The organism is Bradyrhizobium sp. Ken01 (assembly GCF_055807355.1).
Map to the genome: position 1 here is coordinate 311,238 of NZ_JBVVPC010000002.1, position 17,474 is coordinate 328,711.

22 protein-coding genes and 1 tRNA gene are annotated in these 17,474 nt (G+C 63.5%); 17 read left to right on the forward strand and 6 right to left on the reverse strand.

What is annotated here, in order from left to right:
- Positions 1–61 precede the first annotated feature (61 nt).
- Positions 62–358: an HU family DNA-binding protein gene (locus AC0L3S_RS03545; protein ID WP_007591377.1), complete on the forward strand. Its 297-nt coding sequence runs from the start codon at positions 62–64 to the stop codon at positions 356–358.
- Between the two features lie 135 nt (positions 359–493).
- A complete protein-coding gene (locus tag AC0L3S_RS03550; RefSeq protein WP_007610132.1) occupies positions 494–670 on the forward strand; it encodes a DUF2934 domain-containing protein in 177 nt (58 codons plus the stop codon).
- 237 nt (positions 671–907) lie between these two features.
- On the opposite strand, the gene AC0L3S_RS03555 is transcribed toward AC0L3S_RS03550, so the two are convergent.
- On the reverse strand, positions 908–1,135 hold the full coding sequence (locus AC0L3S_RS03555) for a hypothetical protein (RefSeq protein ID WP_007610136.1): 228 nt from the start codon (positions 1,133–1,135) through the stop codon (positions 908–910).
- 288 nt (positions 1,136–1,423) lie between these two features.
- On the opposite strand from AC0L3S_RS03555, the gene AC0L3S_RS03560 reads away from it, so the two are divergent.
- Positions 1,424–1,573 (forward strand): hypothetical protein, encoded by a 150-nt coding sequence (locus AC0L3S_RS03560; RefSeq protein WP_473278101.1) that lies wholly within the window; start codon positions 1,424–1,426, stop codon positions 1,571–1,573.
- 757 nt (positions 1,574–2,330) lie between these two features.
- Complete coding sequence (locus AC0L3S_RS03565; RefSeq protein WP_473261551.1) at positions 2,331–2,528, forward strand: hypothetical protein; 198 nt, start codon at positions 2,331–2,333, stop codon at positions 2,526–2,528.
- Here the strand turns inward: AC0L3S_RS03565 and AC0L3S_RS03570 are convergent.
- Together AC0L3S_RS03570 and AC0L3S_RS03575 are read right to left on the reverse strand one after the other, a co-directional pair.
- On the reverse strand, positions 2,525–2,650 hold the full coding sequence (locus AC0L3S_RS03570; protein ID WP_473261549.1) for a hypothetical protein: 126 nt from the start codon (positions 2,648–2,650) through the stop codon (positions 2,525–2,527). The two genes, AC0L3S_RS03565 and AC0L3S_RS03570, sit on opposite strands and share 4 nt — an antisense overlap.
- 77 nt (positions 2,651–2,727) lie before the next feature.
- Positions 2,728–2,958, reverse strand: coding sequence for a hypothetical protein (locus AC0L3S_RS03575; RefSeq protein ID WP_027569930.1), 231 nt, complete (start codon positions 2,956–2,958; stop codon positions 2,728–2,730).
- Positions 2,959–3,236: 278 nt separating this feature from the next.
- Here AC0L3S_RS03575 and AC0L3S_RS03580 point away from each other — a divergent pair, with 278 nt between their 5' ends.
- Positions 3,237–3,533 (forward strand): hypothetical protein, encoded by a 297-nt coding sequence (locus AC0L3S_RS03580; protein ID WP_007610152.1) that lies wholly within the window; start codon positions 3,237–3,239, stop codon positions 3,531–3,533.
- A 68-nt stretch (positions 3,534–3,601) separates the two neighbouring features.
- Here AC0L3S_RS03580 and AC0L3S_RS03585 read toward each other — a convergent pair whose 3' ends face one another.
- Positions 3,602–3,766, reverse strand: coding sequence for a hypothetical protein (locus tag AC0L3S_RS03585; RefSeq protein ID WP_007610153.1), 165 nt, complete (start codon positions 3,764–3,766; stop codon positions 3,602–3,604).
- Positions 3,767–4,060: 294 nt separating this feature from the next.
- Between AC0L3S_RS03585 and AC0L3S_RS03590 the strand changes: the two genes are divergently transcribed.
- The 5 genes from AC0L3S_RS03590 to AC0L3S_RS03610 all read left to right on the forward strand — a co-directional run bounded on the left by AC0L3S_RS03590 (position 4,061) and on the right by AC0L3S_RS03610 (position 7,449).
- Positions 4,061–4,822: an SIR2 family NAD-dependent protein deacylase gene (locus AC0L3S_RS03590; RefSeq protein ID WP_473261546.1), complete on the forward strand. Its 762-nt coding sequence runs from the start codon at positions 4,061–4,063 to the stop codon at positions 4,820–4,822.
- Positions 4,823–5,020: 198 nt separating this feature from the next.
- Positions 5,021–5,653 (forward strand): cold-shock protein, encoded by a 633-nt coding sequence (locus AC0L3S_RS03595; protein WP_018457757.1) that lies wholly within the window; start codon positions 5,021–5,023, stop codon positions 5,651–5,653.
- A gap of 111 nt (positions 5,654–5,764) precedes the next feature.
- A complete protein-coding gene (locus AC0L3S_RS03600) occupies positions 5,765–6,250 on the forward strand; it encodes a DUF192 domain-containing protein (RefSeq protein ID WP_473278102.1) in 486 nt (161 codons plus the stop codon).
- 126 nt (positions 6,251–6,376) lie between these two features.
- A tRNA-Pro gene (locus tag AC0L3S_RS03605) sits at positions 6,377–6,453 on the forward strand.
- An 801-nt stretch (positions 6,454–7,254) separates the two neighbouring features.
- On the forward strand, positions 7,255–7,449 hold the full coding sequence (locus AC0L3S_RS03610; RefSeq protein WP_473261483.1) for a hypothetical protein: 195 nt from the start codon (positions 7,255–7,257) through the stop codon (positions 7,447–7,449).
- A gap of 41 nt (positions 7,450–7,490) precedes the next feature.
- Here the strand turns inward: AC0L3S_RS03610 and AC0L3S_RS03615 are convergent, their stop codons facing one another.
- Positions 7,491–8,660 (reverse strand): OpgC domain-containing protein, encoded by a 1,170-nt coding sequence (locus AC0L3S_RS03615; protein WP_007591348.1) that lies wholly within the window; start codon positions 8,658–8,660, stop codon positions 7,491–7,493.
- Between the two features lie 259 nt (positions 8,661–8,919).
- On the opposite strand from AC0L3S_RS03615, the gene AC0L3S_RS03620 reads away from it, so the two are divergent.
- The 3 genes from AC0L3S_RS03620 (at position 8,920) to AC0L3S_RS03630 (ending at position 10,542) form a co-directional block, all read left to right on the forward strand.
- Complete coding sequence (locus tag AC0L3S_RS03620; protein WP_007591346.1) at positions 8,920–9,225, forward strand: ETC complex I subunit; 306 nt, start codon at positions 8,920–8,922, stop codon at positions 9,223–9,225.
- A 258-nt stretch (positions 9,226–9,483) separates the two neighbouring features.
- Positions 9,484–9,969, forward strand: coding sequence for an Lrp/AsnC family transcriptional regulator (locus AC0L3S_RS03625; protein ID WP_007591345.1), 486 nt, complete (start codon positions 9,484–9,486; stop codon positions 9,967–9,969).
- Between the two features lie 273 nt (positions 9,970–10,242).
- Complete coding sequence (locus tag AC0L3S_RS03630) at positions 10,243–10,542, forward strand: DUF3551 domain-containing protein (RefSeq protein ID WP_473261478.1); 300 nt, start codon at positions 10,243–10,245, stop codon at positions 10,540–10,542.
- Between the two features lie 68 nt (positions 10,543–10,610).
- Here the strand turns inward: AC0L3S_RS03630 and AC0L3S_RS03635 are convergent, their stop codons facing one another.
- Complete coding sequence (locus tag AC0L3S_RS03635) at positions 10,611–11,639, reverse strand: AraC family transcriptional regulator (protein ID WP_473278103.1); 1,029 nt, start codon at positions 11,637–11,639, stop codon at positions 10,611–10,613.
- Positions 11,640–11,796: 157 nt separating this feature from the next.
- On the opposite strand from AC0L3S_RS03635, the gene AC0L3S_RS03640 reads away from it, so the two are divergent.
- The 4 genes from AC0L3S_RS03640 to AC0L3S_RS03655 are packed head-to-tail and all read left to right on the forward strand — an operon-like array spanning position 11,797 to position 17,474.
- Positions 11,797–12,924: an isovaleryl-CoA dehydrogenase gene (locus AC0L3S_RS03640; protein ID WP_473261652.1), complete on the forward strand. Its 1,128-nt coding sequence runs from the start codon at positions 11,797–11,799 to the stop codon at positions 12,922–12,924.
- 24 nt (positions 12,925–12,948) lie between these two features.
- Positions 12,949–14,553: a carboxyl transferase domain-containing protein gene (locus AC0L3S_RS03645; RefSeq protein WP_473278104.1), complete on the forward strand. Its 1,605-nt coding sequence runs from the start codon at positions 12,949–12,951 to the stop codon at positions 14,551–14,553.
- Between the two features lie 4 nt (positions 14,554–14,557).
- On the forward strand, positions 14,558–16,561 hold the full coding sequence (locus AC0L3S_RS03650) for an acetyl/propionyl/methylcrotonyl-CoA carboxylase subunit alpha (RefSeq protein ID WP_473278105.1): 2,004 nt from the start codon (positions 14,558–14,560) through the stop codon (positions 16,559–16,561).
- 1 nt (position 16,562) lies between these two features.
- Positions 16,563–17,474 carry a hydroxymethylglutaryl-CoA lyase gene (locus AC0L3S_RS03655; RefSeq protein WP_473261470.1) on the forward strand — a complete coding sequence of 304 codons (912 nt, stop codon included), beginning with the start codon at positions 16,563–16,565 and terminating at the stop codon, positions 17,472–17,474.

Sequence of the window (17,474 nt, forward strand, 5' to 3'; positions counted from 1 at the left end):
TTGCGCGGTTGGACCGCGTCCTGAGCAAAGCCTGCTCGCGCGCACAGAAGGAAATTCAGACATGGCGAAGATGACCAAGACTCAGTTGATCGATGCAATTGCCGAGGGCACGCAGCTGTCGAAGAACGACGTGAAGTCGGTCATCGAGTACATGGCGACGGTCGGCTACAAGGAGCTCAACGAGTCCGGCGAGTTCGTCATTCCCGGCTTCGTGAAGATGTCGGTGGTGAACAAGCCGGCGACCGAAGCCCGCATGGGCGTCAACCCCTTCACCAAGGAGCCGATGCAGTTCGCCGCGAAGCCGGCGAGCAAGTCGGTGAAGGCCTCGCCGCTGAAGGTGGCCAAGGACTCCGTCTAAGGGCTCGCGTTTTCGTTGCGGTGGCTTCTTTTTCGGAGTCCCGCAATGACTGCTTGCTTGTGCTGAACCAATAAGGAACTCTCTTAAGGAACTCTAGGGCGTCGTCAGGCTTTGCTTCCGAAAGGGAGAAATCACATGACTGGTCTCAGCGAAGAAGAGATTCGAAACCGGGCCTATCACCTCTGGAAGGAGGCCGGCGAGCCCGCGGGCACGATGGACACCTTCTGGTACGAGGCCGAAAAGGAGCTTCTCGCCGAGCGGACCAAGCAAGGCGAAGTGCCGCCCGGCATGACCGACAATCTGCCGGTCTGACTGCGCTGGTCTAAGAGGCGGACAGAGGCGAGCGTCGACAATTCTCAAAGCAGCCACCCGGCGTAACGCCCGGTGGCTGTTTTGCTGTTCGGGCCATTGCTTGGATGGCGCCGCCTCAAAGAAAAACCCCGGACTTGGGGACCGGGGCTCTTCAAGCTGGTCGGCCGCGTCGCGACATGCCGCCAGCACCACTGAATTCGGCCTGACAACGCAGGCCGGGAAAATTCGTTCCGGCCGCTAGTCCGGCGACACGGATACGTCGATGATCGCCGGCGTATCGACCTGACGCTCGCGCCAGACGACGAGATCACATTTGGGATTGAGCCACTGATATTCGGAGCCGCGCGCCTTCAGGTGCGCGAGCGCTGCATCATGTGCGGCGGTCTGGTCCGGCGCTTCGACCATGATCTCCACGGTCTCCTCGATCTGACGCACCACCTCGACGGCGTAGTATTTTCTGGTCACGGTCCCTCGCTCCGGAATGACTAACGGGGAGGGCGATGGCGCGTTCCCCAAAAGAAAACCCCCTGCGCTTTCGCACGGGGCCTTTTTGGCGGGCGGCGATGGGATTTCAGCGCCTGGCCGCCGCCGTGAGTCGAACTTAAGGTTGAAAACCTAAAAAACCAACCGCCGGCGCGCGGAAGGCTCAAGGCGATCTGCCCGGCGAATTTCGCGAGGAGGGGATAGACTTTTTGTTCCTATTTTGTTCTAGTGCGCATCTCTTTTGGCCGCGACATTGTTTTGGAGGTGCCCATGACTGTCGAGAAACAACGCGAAGTAATCAGGCTCTGGAATCAGCTCAGGAAGCTCGAGGGGCCGGCCGCGGAAGAACTCCGCATCCAGATCCTCGAATGCTTTTCGGAGAAGGATCTATCGAAGGACACGGCGAAGCGAGCGGCGTGATGAGCGTCGCGCTATGTCGATGACAACAGGCAATCGCGTCCGCCTTCACCGGTCGTTAGGAATCGATTTGCGCTGATTTCTCGACTCCGATTCGTTCCCTGCGAACGAAACGGAGTCGGATGCAGAACAAGCCGTGGCTTCTGTGTCGATGCGGGACACGCCCGTCCTGACCAAGCCGGCGTGATGCTTCGCACAGTCCCGTCCGCCTGTCCCTCGCTACGATATGAGGCGAGCGAGACGCGACATGGATGCGTGCTGGTTGCTCGAGATGTTCGCCGAGATCGCAAAAGTGTTTTAGTGCGACCGGCACCCGCGCTTGCGCAAAGGCAGGCCATCGGTGCCGCAGGTGCCACCGCGGTCGAAATCCGAAGACGCGATGTGAGCGCGCGATCGTTGGCGACGGCGCTCGTTCGTGTGCAAACGAAGTCTTAAGACTTGCCTCGCGCCGATTTCTGCGATTCCGATTCGTTCTTCGAGAACGAAAGGCAGGTGAAGCTGGAACAAAGCCGGACGGCGGATCCACAGATCCACAGCCTCCGCATCGCGCGAGCTTGAAGCGGCATGGCGGGTCCTGAAGACGCTTCCGCGAACTCCTAACGTAAGCTTGCCGCGAAGCCGATAACCCTATTCGGTTAGGTTAAAAGCCCAATCGCGTTGCGCTTGCCGCTGCTTGGGATAGGTGTGTTTGGCGAAGACTGGAAACAACTTTGCCAACAAGCAATTTTGGCGAAGAAGCAATTTTGCCAAGAACGAATTCATGACACCTTTTTCAGAACCGAGCTTTTATCAGGGCGACCGCCACACCTATCGGCGCGTCGCCATCGTCGGCACGCTCTTCTGTCTGGCTTTCGTGGTGATCAGCGTCTCGCTGCGGCCACAGCTCGAGGACACGCGTGTCGCGGTCAAGGCCGACAGGCTGATGCGCACGGCGGGCCAGGCGTCGCACGCGAATTAGCGGTCGCCGCCAGAGATCTGATGGTCGGCGGAACTGCCGGGGCACGCGGGGCCGCGTGAGGCGAGCGCCACGAAACCGGCATAGCCGGACAGGTTGAGCAAGACTTCGAGCCAGACAGGCATGTCGGCCTCTTTTCTCCTTGAAGGCTACGCCAACGTGCGCGCGAAGCGCATGTTCCCGGACAGGACGGACCCGCGCCTCAAAGCGGGGTGGTGGGGTCGAGCCGCCGGCCGAGGGCCCCTACGGACTCGCTCGACGGCTGTTCCTTGAGGAACTCGGCAATCGCCCGCGCCAGTTCGCCGTCGCTCATCGGCGTCGGCGGCGGGCGCAGCGTGCCGACACCGAAACTGCGGACGATCTCGTCGTAATGCTGATCGCCGGATCTGGGAACGAGCCTGCGGATACGGGCCAGCAATCTGGATATCGGCACTTCATTCTCCTAGGCGCTCCCCGCTGGCAGCAATGGTGGTGCGTTGCCAATTTGCTGTCGTAAAACTGAAAACCCCGCCAGCATTTGTGATGCTGACGGGGTCTTTGTGCTGTTGCCTCAACCCGACGGCAGAGGCTTCCGCACTTCAACAAACAATTCGCGGAAGGCACGCCTGTTCCATGCGTGGCCGGATTTATTCCGAGCTCGGTTCCACAGGCTTGCGCGCAACCATCGCAACGCGCCGGCGTTGTCTGTGCGAGATACGAAGGAGGACATTTATGATCAGGAAGACACTGGCAGTTCTGGCTACCGTTGCGGCCGTCGGCGTGACCGCGGTCGCGGCGCCTGCGCCCGCTGAGGCGCGCGGTCGCGGCATCGGTCCGGGCCTCGCATTCGGCCTCGCCGCCGGCGCCATCACTGCGGGCGCTGTCGCCGCGTCCCATCCTTATGGCTACGGCTACGGCCCGGGGTATGGCTACTATGGCCGCCCCGCCTACGCTTACGGCCCTGGTCCGTACGCCTACTACGGCGATGGACCGTACTACCGCCGCCACCACTATTACCGTCACTGGTAACGGCTGAACAAACGAAAGAGCCCGGAGCAACGCTCCCGGCTCTTTTCATGCCTGGTGATCTGGTGTCGTTACGGCCAGAGCGAGGGCCGTTCCACCTTGCGCGCGTTGTCGAGCGTCGACACGAAATACTCGTCCCGCTCGCGTTTGAATTTTTCCTGGGTGGCACGGAAGGCGGCGACACGGGCGGCGATCTCTTCGCGTTCGCGGATTTTACGCTGTTCGTCCTCGGTCATTTCAAATCCCCTCTGCACGTGAGTATGTGTCCTACTGAACCCAAGCACTGCCGCCGCAATCACATTGAGTCGCATCAACACATGCATTGGCGCTTCTGATTGGGGCGTCAATGGGGAGGAGGCATTGCAGGATTGTGATAAGCGAGGGTCGGAAAAAATTGCCGACCGCGTCTTGCGCGGCAGTGGATAACAGCGTCAATAATCTTGTCGCTTGCACATGTTGCAGCTAGCGCAAAAACAAATCAGCAAAACTGATCAGCCAAGCCAATCGGCAAAGCAAAACGGGAGGCCGCGTTGATTGCATCGGATCTTCGCAGCGGCGTCGAGCGTCTCGGCGACATGATCGCCGAAGCCAAACGGATCGTGCCGTTCACCGGCGCCGGCATCTCGACCGAATGCGGCATCCCCGACTTCCGCTCGCCGGGCGGAATTTGGACGCGCTACCGCCCGATCCCATTCGACGAGTTCGTCGCCAGCCGGGAGGCGCGCGACGAATCCTGGCGCCGGCGCTTCGCGATGGAGGAGGTCTTTGCGGCGGCGAGGCCCGGTCGCGGCCATCGCGCGCTCGCCTCGCTCTACCGCGCCGGCAAGGTTCCCGCGATCATCACTCAGAACATCGACAATCTGCACCAGGCCTCAGGCGTCGCGAGCGATCACGTGATCGAACTTCACGGCAACACCACATATGCGCGCTGCATCGGATGCGGTCAGGCCTATCCGCTCGACTGGGTGAAGCGCCGCATGGACGCGGAGGGCGCTGCACCCAACTGTACCGTGTGCGACGAGCCGGTGAAGACCGCCACGATCTCCTTCGGCCAGATGATGCCCGAGGACGAAATGCAGCGCGCGACCGCGCTGTCGCAAGCCTGCGACCTCTTCATCGCGATCGGTTCCTCGCTGGTGGTGTGGCCGGCCGCTGGCTTTCCGATGATGGCGAAGGAATCCGGTGCGCGCCTGGTGATCGTCAATCGCGAGCCTACCGAGCAGGACGACATCGCCGACCTCGTGATCCGCCATGACATCGGCGAAACGCTCGGGCCCTTTGTCGGAAATTGAGGCAGCAATTTGATTCGCGGCTGTGCAAGCTGTTCATAGGTTCCGGCGAATCTCTTTTTTGTCTATGCGTCGCAACCGGGAGTGTTATCTTTTGAGTCGAAAGATTCGCGTCGCGTCGAGTTGAGAAGATTCTCTAAAGACGCGTGATTCGGCGCCGCCATTCAGGCGGGTTGCATGGCATGTGTGGGGTCCGGGGTTATGGGGTCGTCGGACGGATTTGAGTCCAAGAAGGTCGGAGTTCCCGCGGTGGGCGAACACGGCGGTGGCGGTCGCGACAGCGCACTCAGTCCGTTCACCGGACTTGGTGAGAGCAGCGCCAACCTCGTCGAGGTTCACGGCGTCATCAAATGGTTCGACGCATCAAAGGGCTACGGCTTCATCGTTCCCGACAATGGCTGGCCCGACGTGCTCCTGCACGTTACCGTGCTTAGGCGCGACGGCTTCCAGACCGCCTACGAGGGCGCCCGCATCGTCGTCGAGTGCATCCAACGGGCCAAGGGCTACCAGGCGTTCCGCGTCGTCTCGATGGACGAGTCGACTGCGATCCATCCGGCACAGATGCTGCCGCCACGCACCCATGTCACGGTGACGGCGACCAGCGGACTGGAGCGGGCCCAGGTCAAGTGGTTCAACCGGCTGCGCGGTTTCGGCTTTCTGACCTGCGGCGAGGGTACGCCCGACATCTTCGTGCACATGGAGACGCTGCGCCGCTTCGGCATGACCGAGTTGCGGCCCGGCCAGTATGTCCTGGTCCGCTTCGGGCCCGGCTCCAAAGGCATGATGGCGGCCGAGATCCATCCCGAGACGGGATCGCCGGTCTCGTCCCACTAAATCCATTCCCGCGATCGTGAGCAGAGGCGCGCTGCCTGGCCGGCGCGCCTCTGGCTTTTCCGGCGACCGCCACGTAAGGACTGGTCCAGTCCCACGCCTCGAGAGCCATCCATGAATTTCGATCGAAAGGCCGTCTTTGCCGTTGCGAAGGGCTGGCTCACCGCCATCCTCGTCGTCGCCGGCTGCGCTGTCGCGAGCGCGCCCGTCCGCGCCGCCAGCTTCCAGCCGCTCGAGATCGTCACCAGGAACGGCGTGCAGGTGTTCTCGGTCGAAATTGCGACGACGGAGGAAGAGAAGCAGACCGGCCTGATGTACCGGAAAGAACTGGCGGACGGCAAAGGCATGCTGTTCGACTTCAATCCCGAGCAGGAGGTGTCGATGTGGATGAAGAACACCTACGTCTCGCTCGACATGATCTTCATTCGCGCCGACGGCCGTATCCTGCGCATCGCCGAAAATACCGAGCCGATGTCGACAAAGATCATCTCATCCAAGGGGCCCGCGCGGGCTGTTCTGGAGGTGGTGGCGGGGACGGCGCAAAAATATGGGATCCGCGCCGGCGACCGCGTCGGCCACCCGCTGTTCGGCAGCAAGTAGGCGGGCCAGGGGCCTATTGGCAGGGCTATTGCCCCGTCCTGGAGGTCTTTTGGGAAGCTTGCCAGTGCCGTTGGGAGGCTTGCTGGCGCTTTGGGAAGCGTGTATCGACGGGGCTCGCCGGACATTCGGGGTATAGCGCAGCCTGGTAGCGCGGCAGTTTTGGGTACTGCAGGTCGTTGGTTCGAATCCAGCTGCCCCGACCAGTCCCGAGGTGGGTCGGAACCGCGCCTCAGATCAACAGCCATTCGGCGAGGCGCCGGGCGAGAGCGCAGCCGCCGAGCATGGCGCCCGTTCGGTGCCGATCCCCCAGGGCTGCCAAAGCATCCTAACCCTCGGGGCTCATTCTCTGCGCGACGCGACTTCCGCGCGATTTTTCAAGGCATTGGGCGGGTCGGGCGGCGCGGAAATCGCAAGACTTTGTCGAACCTTTGAGCGTCGCCATAGACACATAGGTGTTGGGGGATTTCAGCGCCCAATGCCTAACGGACGCCGCCAAGCGATGATATTCCGCTTGCGCGGCGTCGCGCTTTTCCAACCGTCAGTTCGTCGCGTACCAGCCGAACGGAAACGGCAGGAACGGCCAGGCCAGCTGATTGTCGTTGGCGACCTTCCGTGGCTCTTGCTCCGGCATCTTCGCGGGCAGAGCAGGCGGCGTCGATCGCAGCGCCAAGCGCAGACATGCACATTGCAAATTCATCGTGGTGGCCCCCGCCCGTCAATAGTCTTCAAAAATTCGCGTCAGCCTGGAAATCACCGCGCGTCCTCAAAACGACGCGCTCATTCTCAAATCGCACACAGTCTAGGAAAATCGGCGACCGCTTTCAACCAATCTTGCCGCGCGCTCACAGGAAGTAAGGTTGATCGGTTAGGTTAAGGGCGAGCGGTTGTTGCGGCCGCCTCCGTGACTGTTATCAGATCGATCCGGCTTGCGATGGCTGCCTGAAATTCGTGCTCACACGGCATCACAGTTCGTCGCAGCGCTCGTATCCCGTGAGTTCTGCATCATGTCTTTCGATCGCAACGTCCGAAACATCGGTCCGCAGGCGAGCTGGACCGAGATCTGGCACCTCTGGACCGTGTTCGTGCCGCGCCGCTCGATCAACGGCCAGCTGGTTTACGGCAAGGTCTGGCGCCGCCACGACGGCCGCGACTGGATCTACAAGAAGTTTACCGAGTACGACAACGAAGCGGCGGCCTGAAGCGGCGTCGCTGTCGTCCGGCGCGGTATCGTTGCGGCCCTTCAAGCGGCCTTTGCGGCGGCAGGCTTGGGCGGCGGCGGCTTCAGCGGCTTGTCCTGCCTCTTCGACCAGGAGATGTAATAGGCCACCGTCGTCATGATCGCGATGCCGGCGACGCTGACGAAGATCTGCGCGAACAGCGAGCCCGAGCTCATCGACAGCTCGAAATGACCGACGAACGACAGGAACACGCCGACGCAGAACACGGCGAGCGACTGCTGGCCGCACACGATGATGGGATCGAACCCTTTCCATTCCAGGCCCGGCCAGTCCTTCGGCACGAAGCGGATCACCAGGATCACGATCACGACGAAATGGATGAAGCGGTAGGGCGCGAGGTTGGTCTTGTCGTTTGGATTGAACGCCGAGAACAGCCATTCCGGGAACATGCCGCCGAGGGTCGGGAAACGGCCAGCCATGGTCATGACCAGCGCGAACAGCATGTAACCGAGACAGAGCCAGAGCGTGACCGGCGCATTGATCAGCGCCATCGAGCGCCGCGCGCCGCCCATGGCGCACCAGGCGCCGAACACGAACAGCACCTGCCAGCAATAGGGGTTGAAGTACCATTGTCCGGCCGGATAGGCGTTCAGGTTCAAGCCGAAATGGCGCGCGGTCAGCCACAGCACGATGGACAATGCCATCGTCAGGTCAGGCTTGCGCAGCATGAACCAGAGCACCGGCGGAAACAGCCCCATCAGCACGATGTAGAGTGGCAGCACGTCGAGATTGAGCGGCTTGAAGCGCAGGAACAGGCCCTGGCGCAGCGTCTCGGTGGCGTTATCGACCAGGCCGGCGACGTTGAACTCGTTGATCATCTCGGAATCGCCGAAGCGCAGCGCCAGATAGCTGATCGAGGCGATGTAGATCACGAACAGGATGATGTGGGCGACGTAGAGCTGCCAGACCCGCTTGGTCAACCTCGTGGCGCCGACCAGGAAGCCGCGCTCGAGCATCATCCGCGCATAGACGAAGGAGGCGGTGTAGCCGGAGATGAAGACGAACAGATCGGCGGCGTCGGAAAAGCCGTAATTGCGGGTGGTGATCCAGTTCACCACGTTGTCGGGGATATGGTCGAGGAAGATCGCCCAGTTCGCAATGCCGCGAAACAGGTCGAGCCTGAGGTCACGGCCCTTCTCGGGGAGCGTGGCGTTGATGTTCAGGAAGGACATGCGACGGGAGCTTTCGGAGGGGACGGACAGGGAGAGGTCAACGAAGCAGGGCCGCCGGGCGAGATCCCGGGGCGGAAGGCGGGTACGCAATTGTCACGATGCAGCATAATGATTATACCGGTCGGCGAGGCATCCCGGGGGCCGGAATCACCGATCAGTTCCCAAAAGGTGTCTCTATACTATGCCCGCGGTTTCCACCAACTGCTACCGTGACGCATCGAAATCGAACGAAAAGACGAACAAGAGGCCCGGACCATCAATGACCGCACGCATTTTCAAGCCGGCCAAGAACGCGATGCAATCCGGCCGGTCGAAGACCAAGGAATGGCAGCTCGACTACGAGCCCGAGCAGCCGCGCGCGGTCGAGCCGCTGATGGGCTGGACCTCGTCCGGCGACATGAAGCAGCAGATCACGCTGCACTTCCACAGCAAGGAAGAGGCGGTCGCCTATTGCGAGCGCAAGGGCATCGCCTACCAGGTGATCGAGCCGAAGGAATCGGTGCGCCGTCCGGTCGCCTATGCGGACAATTTCTCGTTCCGCCGCGGCGAGCCCTGGACGCATTGAGAGCGGGCCACGCGTCGAGACTCGCGTCATGCCCAGGCTTGCCGTCTTCGCTGAAGCTTCGGCGGCCCAACACCGAATGCCCGGCGAAGCCTTGGCGGAGCCGGGTCCCGGGCATCCACGTTTAGCCCCCGTAAGAGCCTGCGGCTGGCCGGAATAAGCTCGGACAACCACGCGAGTTCTTCCCATCGTCCTGGCCTTGGCAGCCATTCCGCCCCGTGCTTCGCTGCCGCGTAAGACAGGCTCATGACGAGGTGGGGTATGGCCGGGCGTGACCAGCTCGACGGCGTCGATCTGAAAATACTCTCCGAGCTGCAGCAGGACGGGCGGGTTCGCAACAACGAGCTGGCGCTGCGCGTCGGGGTGTCCGGGCCCAACTGCGTGAGGCGGCTGAAGTCGCTGTTCAGCCGCGGCGTGATCCGGGCGGTGCGCGCCGTCATCGACGAGCGGCTGCTCGGCTACGAGGTGGTGTCGTTCGTCTCGATCCAGCTCGGCAGCCAGGCCCAGCCGGTGCTGGCCGCGTTCGAGAGCTCGATCGCGGCGATCCCGCGCATCCAGCAGTGCTGGCGAATTTCGGGCGATACCGACTATCTTCTCAAATGCGTGGCGCCGAGCGTCGAGAGCATGCGCCAGCAGCTGCTGCATTTCGCCGCGATGCCGAACGTGAAGAACGTCCGCAGCTTCCCGGTGCTGGGCGTGGCCAAGGACGTGCCGCTGCCGTTGCAGGAGATCGCAGCGGCAGGATAGTTCGGCGGCGACGGGTCCCGAAACGTAGCCGCACAACGACATCCAAACATCCGACGGCCCGGGGGGTGATTCCCTTACTGGGATACAGGTTCGGATAAGGCGGATATAAGGGTAAGTAACTCACCTAACTGTGACATGTGATTTGCGAAGTCCTGCAATGCGCCGAGTCGTGATTGCCGGTTCCCGGCGCCGGCCTACATGCGAGCTGTGAACCTCAGCCTGCGTCGCATGCCGAGGCCTCTTTTGTGGGACCCTGAAGCAGGAAAAGACAACATGACCTCGACCTCGAAGACGTTCGTCGCATCCGCTGCGACGCTGTTTGCATCTGCGTTTCTCATGATGACCGCGCCGGCTGCCCAGGCAGAAGACTACTGCATCACCAATGGCGCCCAGGCCGCGCATGGTTGCGGCTATCCGACGATGGAGGCCTGCCGGGCCGCGGCCGGCGGCATCGGCGGCTCGTGCTCGCAGAGCGGCGGCGCGAAGACGTCGGCCGACGCGCTGGCCTTCCAGCCGAAGCAGACCCAGTCGCGCACCAAGCTGCGCCCGGGCGGGCAGACCAACTCGAACTGATCGAGTTTCGAAATGTTGCGGCCTCCGAGTTGGATCTCGGAGGCCGCAACGGCATGACAGCCCGCGCGTCAGCGATACCTGCCGCGAAACTCGCGCGGAGAGGCGCCGGCCCAGGTACGGAAGGCGCGGGAAAAGCTCTTCTCACTGCGGAAGCCGGCGATTTCCGCGATCCGCTTGATCGGGCTGCGACCGCGCATCAGCTCCTGCTTGGCAAGCTCGAATTTTGCTTCTTCCTTGAGATCGCGCAGCGAGGTCGCTTCCTCGCGCAGGCGCCGATGCATGGTGCGGGTGGAGAGTGCCAGCTCGCGCGCGACATCCTCGGCTCCGAGACTGCGTCCGCGCGCATTGCGGAGCACGCGGCGAACGCGCTCGACCAGCAGTCGGTCGCGCCGATAGGGGAGCACTGTCAGCCGCAGCGCGCCCTTGAGCATGTTGTCGAGGTCCGCCGCGCTACGGGTGAGCGGCAGCGACAGATAATGCTTATCGAAGACGATGGAAGCACGGTCCGCATCGAAGCGGATGTTTCGGCAAAAGATGGTTGGATAGACCGAGACGTGGCCGGGCTCGGGGTGCGGAAATTCCGCGGCGCGGAGCGCGATCCTGGAATCCACGGCCCAGCAGGAAAAGCCAAGAACATAGCGAAGCAGGGTGACGAGGCAGAATTCGCGTAGAGATCCGAGGTCGGCCAGTTCGCGGATGGACACGACCGCGGTCTCCTTGCCGACCTCGAGATCGAGCAGCACGTCTTCTGTAAGCAGACGATGGTGCCGACACCAGCGCTTGAGCGCGACCTCCAGCGTCGGGGCGGTGATCGAGGCGCGGCACAGCATGCCGTAGGTGCCAAAGGGCAGCCGCCGCGAGAACCAGCCGAGCGCCTCGTCATCCAGTTCGCGCATGGCGTGGCCTGCCAGCGCCTCGAACTGGCCGGCCGTGACCCGCCCATCCGGAGACTTGACAAGGTCTGGCGTTACCTGACCCCGGCTCAGCGCCTCGGTCGGATCGCGGCCGTAGCGTTCGTAAGCGGCAACGACGCCGCGGACGAAGGCGGCAGGGGTCACGGCACGGCGCGGGATCGCGGTTGCGACCTGAAAAGGCATCGGGAGTCCTCTGGGAAAATCCTCGCCAAATTTGGCGGAAAATGCAACCTTTTCGACGGCAGAAGGGCTCCGATGCCGCTAGGTTCGGTCCCCAAAATACGGAGGAATCGCCTTGAATATCCCGAGCATCGATTTCGATCTGGGCGAAGACATCAGCATGCTGCGCGACACGCTACGCGCCTTCGTGGAGGCGGAGATCGCCCCGCGTGCCGCCGATATCGAGAAAGCCAATCTGTTTCCGGCAGACCTCTGGAAGCGCCTCGGCGACCTCGGCCTGCTCGGCATGACCGCGCCGGAGCAATATGGCGGCTCCAACATGGGCTATCTCGCCCATATCGTCGCCATGGAGGAGATTTCGCGCGGCTCGGCCGCGGTGGGCCTTTCCTACGGCGCCCACTCCAATCTCTGCGTCAACCAGATCCGCCGCAACGGCAATGATGCGCAGCGCGAGCGCTATCTGCCAAAGCTGATCTCCGGCGAGTATGTCGGCGCGCTCGCGATGTCCGAGCCCGGCGCCGGCTCAGACGTCGTCTCGATGAAGCTGCGCGCCGACAAGCGTGGCGACCGCTACGTGCTCAACGGCTCGAAGATGTGGATCACCAATGGCGGCGATGCCGACGTGCTGGTGGTCTATGCCAAGACCGACCCGGAAGCGGGCCCGCGCGGCATGACCGCCTTCCTGGTCGAGAAGGGGGCCAAGGGCTTCAGCCATGGCCAGCATCTCGACAAGCTCGGCATGCGCGGCTCCAACACTTATCCGCTGTTCTTCGACGAATGCGAGGTGCCGGAGGAGAACGTGCTTGGCAAGGTCGGTGAGGGCGTCAGGGTGTTGATGTCCGGCCTCGACTATGAGCGCACCGTCCTCTCGGGCGGCCCGCTGGGGATCATGGCGGCCTGCATGGATGCGGTGGTGCCCTACATGCACGAGCGCAAGCAGTTCGGCCAGCCGATCGGCGACTTCCAGCTGATGCAGGGCAAGCTCGCCGACATGTACGCGACCTGGCAGGCCACGCGCGCCTACGTCTATGCGGTGGGGCGTGCCTGCGACCGCGCCGATCACGCGCGCAGCTTGCGCAAGGACGCCGCCGCTGCGATCCTCTATTCCGCCGAGAAGGCGACGTGGATGGCGGGCGAGGCGATCCAGGCGTTGGGCGGGGTCGGCTACACCTCCGAATTTCCGGTCGGGCGTCTGTGGCGCGATGCAAAGCTCTATGAGATCGGCGCCGGCACCTCGGAGGTCCGGCGCATGCTGATCGGGCGCGAATTGATGGCCGAGACGGCTTAAAACCTTCACGCAATTGGAATCAACATGCCGCTCCATTCCAGCATCGATACGTCTTCATCGGACTTTGCGCGCAATTCCGAGGCCATGCGCACTCTCGTCGCGGATTTACGCGAAAAGCTGAGCCTGGTCGCGGGCGGCGGCGGCGAGGTCTCGCGCAACCGCCACACGTCGCGCGGCAAGATGCTGGCGCGCGAGCGCGTCGACCTGCTGGTCGATCCCGGCACCGCGTTCATGGAGCTGTCGCCGCTCGCGGCCTATGGCCTCTATGGTGGCGACGTGCATTCGGCGAGCGTCGTCACCGGGGTGGGGCGCATCTCGGGCCGCGAATGCGTGATCGTCGCCAACGACGCCACCATCAAGGGCGGTACCTATTATCCCATGACCGTGAAGAAGCATTTGCGTGCGCAGGACGTGGCGCGCCAGAACAATCTTCCCTGCGTCTACATGGTCGATTCCGGCGGCGCCTTCCTGCCGCTGCAAGACGAGATATTTCCGGACGAGCGTCACTTTGGCCGCATCTTCTACAACCAGGCGCAGATGTCGTCGCAAGGGATCCCGCAGATCGCCATCGTGATGGGTTCCTGCACGGCCGGCGGCGCCTATGTCCCCGCGATGTCGGACGAGAGTATCATCGTGCGCAATCAAGGCACCATCTTCCTCGGCGGACCGCCGCTGGTGAAGGCCGCCACCGGCGAAGTGGTGACTGCAGAGGAGCTCGGCGGCGCCGACGTGCATTCGCGGCAGTCGGGCGTGACCGATCATTACGCCCAGAACGACGCGCACGCGATCGGCATCGCCCGCCGCATCGTCGGCACGCTGAAGCCATTCGTGCGACCGAACCTCAACATGCATCCGCCGCGTGATCCCCTGTTTGCTGCAGAAGAGATCTACGGTGTGGTGCCGGTCGACGGGCGCAAGCCGTTCGACGTGCGCGACATCATCGCACGCGTGGTCGACGGCTCCGAATTCGACGAGTTCAAGAAGCTCTACGGCACGACGCTGGTCTGCGGCTTCGCCCATATCTGGGGTTTTCCGGTCGGCATCATTGCCAACAACGGCATCCTTTTCAGCGAGAGCTCGCTGAAGGGGGCGCATTTCATCGAGCTGTGCTGCCAGCGCGGCATTCCGCTGGTGTTCCTGCAGAACATCACCGGCTTCATGGTCGGCAAGAAATACGAGGCCGGCGGCATCGCCCGCGACGGCGCCAAGCTGGTGACTGCCGTCGCGACAGCGTCGGTGCCGAAATTTACCGTCGTGATCGGCGGCTCTTACGGCGCGGGCAATTACGGCATGTGCGGCCGCGCCTACTCGCCGCGCTTCCTGTGGATGTGGCCGAACGCCCGCATCTCGGTGATGGGCGGCGAGCAGGCCTCGATGGTGCTGAGCCAGGTCCGCCGCGACAATATCGAGGCCAAGGGCGACAGCTGGTCGAAAGAAGACGAAGATAAATTCCGCGAGCCGATCCGCGCGCAATATGAGAGCCAGGGGCACCCGTATTACGCGACCGCGCGGCTCTGGGACGACGGCGTGATCGACCCGGCCGATACAAGGCTGGTGCTCGGCCTCGGCCTCTCGGCGGCGTCGAATGCGCCGATCGAGCCGACGAAATTCGGCCTGTTCAGGATGTGATGCGATGGACCGCTCAAAGCTCTACCGCCGTTTTCGCACGCTCCTGATCGCCAACCGCGGCGAGATCGCCTGCCGCGTGATCCGCACCGCGCGCGCCATGGGTCTGCGCACGGTCGCGGTCTATTCCGAGACCGACCGCGACGCGATGCATGTCGCGCTCGCCGACGAGGCCGTGCTGCTCGGGCCCGCTCGCGCCCGCGACAGCTATCTCAATGTCGAGCGGCTGATCGAGGCCGCGCGCAAGACGGGCGCAGAGGCGATCCATCCCGGCTACGGCTTCCTGTCGGAGAACGCCGAATTCGCCCAGGCGTGTTTCGACGCGGGCCTGGTCTTCGTCGGCCCGACGGCCGGGATGATGACGGCGATGGGCTCGAAGTCCGGCTCCAAAGCGCTGATGGAGAAGGCCGGCGTACCGCTGGTGCCCGGCTATCACGGCGAGGCCCAGGACGATGCGACGCTGGCGAAGGCGGCAGAGAAGGTTGGTTTCCCAATTCTGGTGAAGGCGTCCGCCGGCGGCGGCGGCCGTGGTATGCGCATCGTTCGCTCCGCGGATGAACTCGCGCCTGCGATCGTCAGCGCGAAGCGCGAGGCCAAGGCCGCGTTCGGCGACGACCGCATGCTGATCGAAAAATATGTCGACAACCCTAGGCATATCGAGGTGCAGGTGATCGGCGACAGCCACGGCAATCTGCTGTCGCTGTTCGAGCGTGAATGCACGCTGCAGCGCCGCCACCAAAAGGTGATCGAGGAGGCGCCGTCGCCGACGCTCAATGCGGCCCAGCGCGAGACGGTCTGTGCCGCCGCGCGAAAGGCGGCCGGAGCCGTCAATTATGTCGGAGCCGGCACGATCGAGTTCGTCTCCGACGGCAAGGACGTGTTCTTCATCGAGATGAACACCCGCCTCCAGGTCGAGCATCCCGTGACCGAGCTGATCACCGGGATCGACCTCGTCGAATGGCAGCTCCGCGTCGCCTTCGGCGAGGCGCTCCCGATGAAACAGGACGAGATCAAGCTTCACGGCCACGCCGTGGAGGCGCGGGTCTATGCGGAGAATCCGACCAAGAACTTCATGCCGTCGGTGGGCAAGATATCAACCTGGCGTCTGCCCGCTGAAACGGGGGGGCTGCGCATCGACTCCGGCTATCGGGAAGGCGATGCGGTCTCGCCGTACTACGATGCGATGCTGGCGAAGATGATCGCCTGGGCGCCGACGCGGGATGTCGCGATCGAGCGGCTGAACCGCGGGCTGGAAGAGTCCGACGTCCGCGGCATCGTCACCAACATCCCGTTCCTGTCGGCGCTGATGACGCATCCGAAGGTGCGGGCGAACGCGATCGACACCGGGTTCATCGAGCGCGAGCTGGCGGTCCTGACGCAGGCCTCGCCGGCGCCCGGCGAGCTCGAGCTGTGTGCCGCGGTGGCCGCTGTGATCAACGACGAGCGGCAGGCTGCGCAGGCGGAGGCGAATTCGCCCTGGCAAACGTTTGGCTGGATGCCGGTCGGCCGCCGCCAGCGCGGCTTTGCTTTCCGCGTTGGCCACGGACCCGAGCAGAAGGTCGCTCTAAACTATGGCAGCGGCCCGTCGACGCTGATGATCGGCGAGCGCGAGCTGGCGTTCGCGATCGTGACGAAGGACGGCGGCTTCGACCTGACGCTCGACGGCGTCAAAACGTCGGTCGCTGCCGTGATCGACGGCCATGAGCTATATCTGCGCACGCGCAACGGGCGATTCGACCTGCATTGGGTCGATCCGTTCGGTGGCGAAACCGAGGAGCAGGCCGGCGCGGACAAGATCGCGGCGCCCTTGCCGGGCACGGTCGTCGCCGTGCTGGCGGAGGAGGGTGCCAAGCTCGAGAAGGGCGCGCCGATCCTGACCCTGGAAGTGATGAAGATGGAGCAGACCTTGCGTGCGCCCTATGCCGGCGTGCTGAAGTCCATCAAATGCAAGGTCGGCGACATCGTCCAGGAGGGCGTCGAGCTCGCCGTGGTCGAGCCTTCCGGAGAATGAGATGAGCGATCAGGTCCGCATCATCGAAATGGGGCCGCGCGATGGCCTGCAGAACGAGAAGACGGCGGTCAGCGTCGAGGCCCGCATCGCCTTCATCGAGGCGCTGGTCGCCGCCGGCCTCAATACAGTCGAGGTCGGCGCCTTCGTCTCGCCGAAGGCGATCCCGCAGATGGCGAGCTCGGACGCTGTGCTGCGCGGCGTCAGCCACCTGACCGGCCCCGAATTCCACGTGCTGGTGCCGAACGAGAAGGGCTATGACGCCGCGCGCGCCGCCGGCGCCGAGACCGTCTCGGTGTTCGCCGCAGCCTCCGAGGGCTTTTCGCGGGCCAACATCAACTGCACGGTCGCGGAATCCATCGAACGGTTCAAGCCGGTGCTGGCGCGCGCCAAGGCTGATGGTGTCAAGGTACGCGGCTATATCTCCTGCGTGCTCGGCTGTCCGTTCGACGGCGAGATCAAGCCGAAGGCGGTGGCCGATCTCGCCACCACCCTGTGGGAGCTCGGCTGCTACGAAATCTCGCTCGGCGACACCATCGGCGTCGGCACGCCCGAAAAGGCCAAAGAGATGCTGCGGGCGGTCAGCGCCAACATCCCTCCTGCCAATCTCGCGATGCATTTCCACGACACTTACGGCCAGGCGCTCGCCAATCTCTATGCGGGGATGGAGGAAGGCGTCCGCGTCATCGACGCCGCCGCCGGCGGCCTCGGCGGCTGTCCCTACGCGCCGGGTGCGACCGGCAACGTCGCGACCGAGGATGTCGTCTACATGCTCGAGGGCATGGGCGTCAGGACCGGCGTCGATATGGACCGGTTGCTGGCGGCAATCAACGAGATGAGCGGCGTGCTGGGCAAGCCGCCGGTGAGCCGCGTGGCGTCCGCGCTGAACGCCAAGCGGAAGCGCGTCGCGATCTAG

Excerpts from the sequence above, each read along its gene's own strand:
- AC0L3S_RS03545 (WP_007591377.1), top strand. The coding sequence starts at position 62 with ATGGCGAAGATGACCAAGACTCAGTTGATCGATGCAATTGCCGAGGGC.
- AC0L3S_RS03550 (WP_007610132.1), top strand. The coding sequence starts at position 494 with ATGACTGGTCTCAGCGAAGAAGAGATTCGAAACCGGGCCTATCACCTC.
- AC0L3S_RS03560 (WP_473278101.1), top strand. The coding sequence starts at position 1,424 with ATGACTGTCGAGAAACAACGCGAAGTAATCAGGCTCTGGAATCAGCTC.
- AC0L3S_RS03565 (WP_473261551.1), top strand. The coding sequence starts at position 2,331 with ATGACACCTTTTTCAGAACCGAGCTTTTATCAGGGCGACCGCCACACC.
- AC0L3S_RS03570 (WP_473261549.1), bottom strand. The coding sequence starts at position 2,650 with ATGCCTGTCTGGCTCGAAGTCTTGCTCAACCTGTCCGGCTATGCCGGT.
- AC0L3S_RS03580 (WP_007610152.1), top strand. The coding sequence starts at position 3,237 with ATGATCAGGAAGACACTGGCAGTTCTGGCTACCGTTGCGGCCGTCGGC.
- AC0L3S_RS03585 (WP_007610153.1), bottom strand. The coding sequence starts at position 3,766 with ATGACCGAGGACGAACAGCGTAAAATCCGCGAACGCGAAGAGATCGCC.
- AC0L3S_RS03595 (WP_018457757.1), top strand. The coding sequence starts at position 5,021 with ATGGGGTCGTCGGACGGATTTGAGTCCAAGAAGGTCGGAGTTCCCGCG.
- AC0L3S_RS03600 (WP_473278102.1), top strand. The coding sequence starts at position 5,765 with ATGAATTTCGATCGAAAGGCCGTCTTTGCCGTTGCGAAGGGCTGGCTC.
- AC0L3S_RS03610 (WP_473261483.1), top strand. The coding sequence starts at position 7,255 with ATGTCTTTCGATCGCAACGTCCGAAACATCGGTCCGCAGGCGAGCTGG.
- AC0L3S_RS03615 (WP_007591348.1), bottom strand. The coding sequence starts at position 8,660 with ATGTCCTTCCTGAACATCAACGCCACGCTCCCCGAGAAGGGCCGTGAC.
- AC0L3S_RS03620 (WP_007591346.1), top strand. The coding sequence starts at position 8,920 with ATGACCGCACGCATTTTCAAGCCGGCCAAGAACGCGATGCAATCCGGC.
- AC0L3S_RS03625 (WP_007591345.1), top strand. The coding sequence starts at position 9,484 with ATGGCCGGGCGTGACCAGCTCGACGGCGTCGATCTGAAAATACTCTCC.
- AC0L3S_RS03630 (WP_473261478.1), top strand. The coding sequence starts at position 10,243 with ATGACCTCGACCTCGAAGACGTTCGTCGCATCCGCTGCGACGCTGTTT.
- AC0L3S_RS03635 (WP_473278103.1), bottom strand. The coding sequence starts at position 11,639 with ATGCCTTTTCAGGTCGCAACCGCGATCCCGCGCCGTGCCGTGACCCCT.
- AC0L3S_RS03640 (WP_473261652.1), top strand. The coding sequence starts at position 11,797 with ATGCTGCGCGACACGCTACGCGCCTTCGTGGAGGCGGAGATCGCCCCG.
- AC0L3S_RS03645 (WP_473278104.1), top strand. The coding sequence starts at position 12,949 with ATGCCGCTCCATTCCAGCATCGATACGTCTTCATCGGACTTTGCGCGC.
- AC0L3S_RS03650 (WP_473278105.1), top strand. The coding sequence starts at position 14,558 with ATGGACCGCTCAAAGCTCTACCGCCGTTTTCGCACGCTCCTGATCGCC.
- AC0L3S_RS03655 (WP_473261470.1), top strand. The coding sequence starts at position 16,563 with ATGAGCGATCAGGTCCGCATCATCGAAATGGGGCCGCGCGATGGCCTG.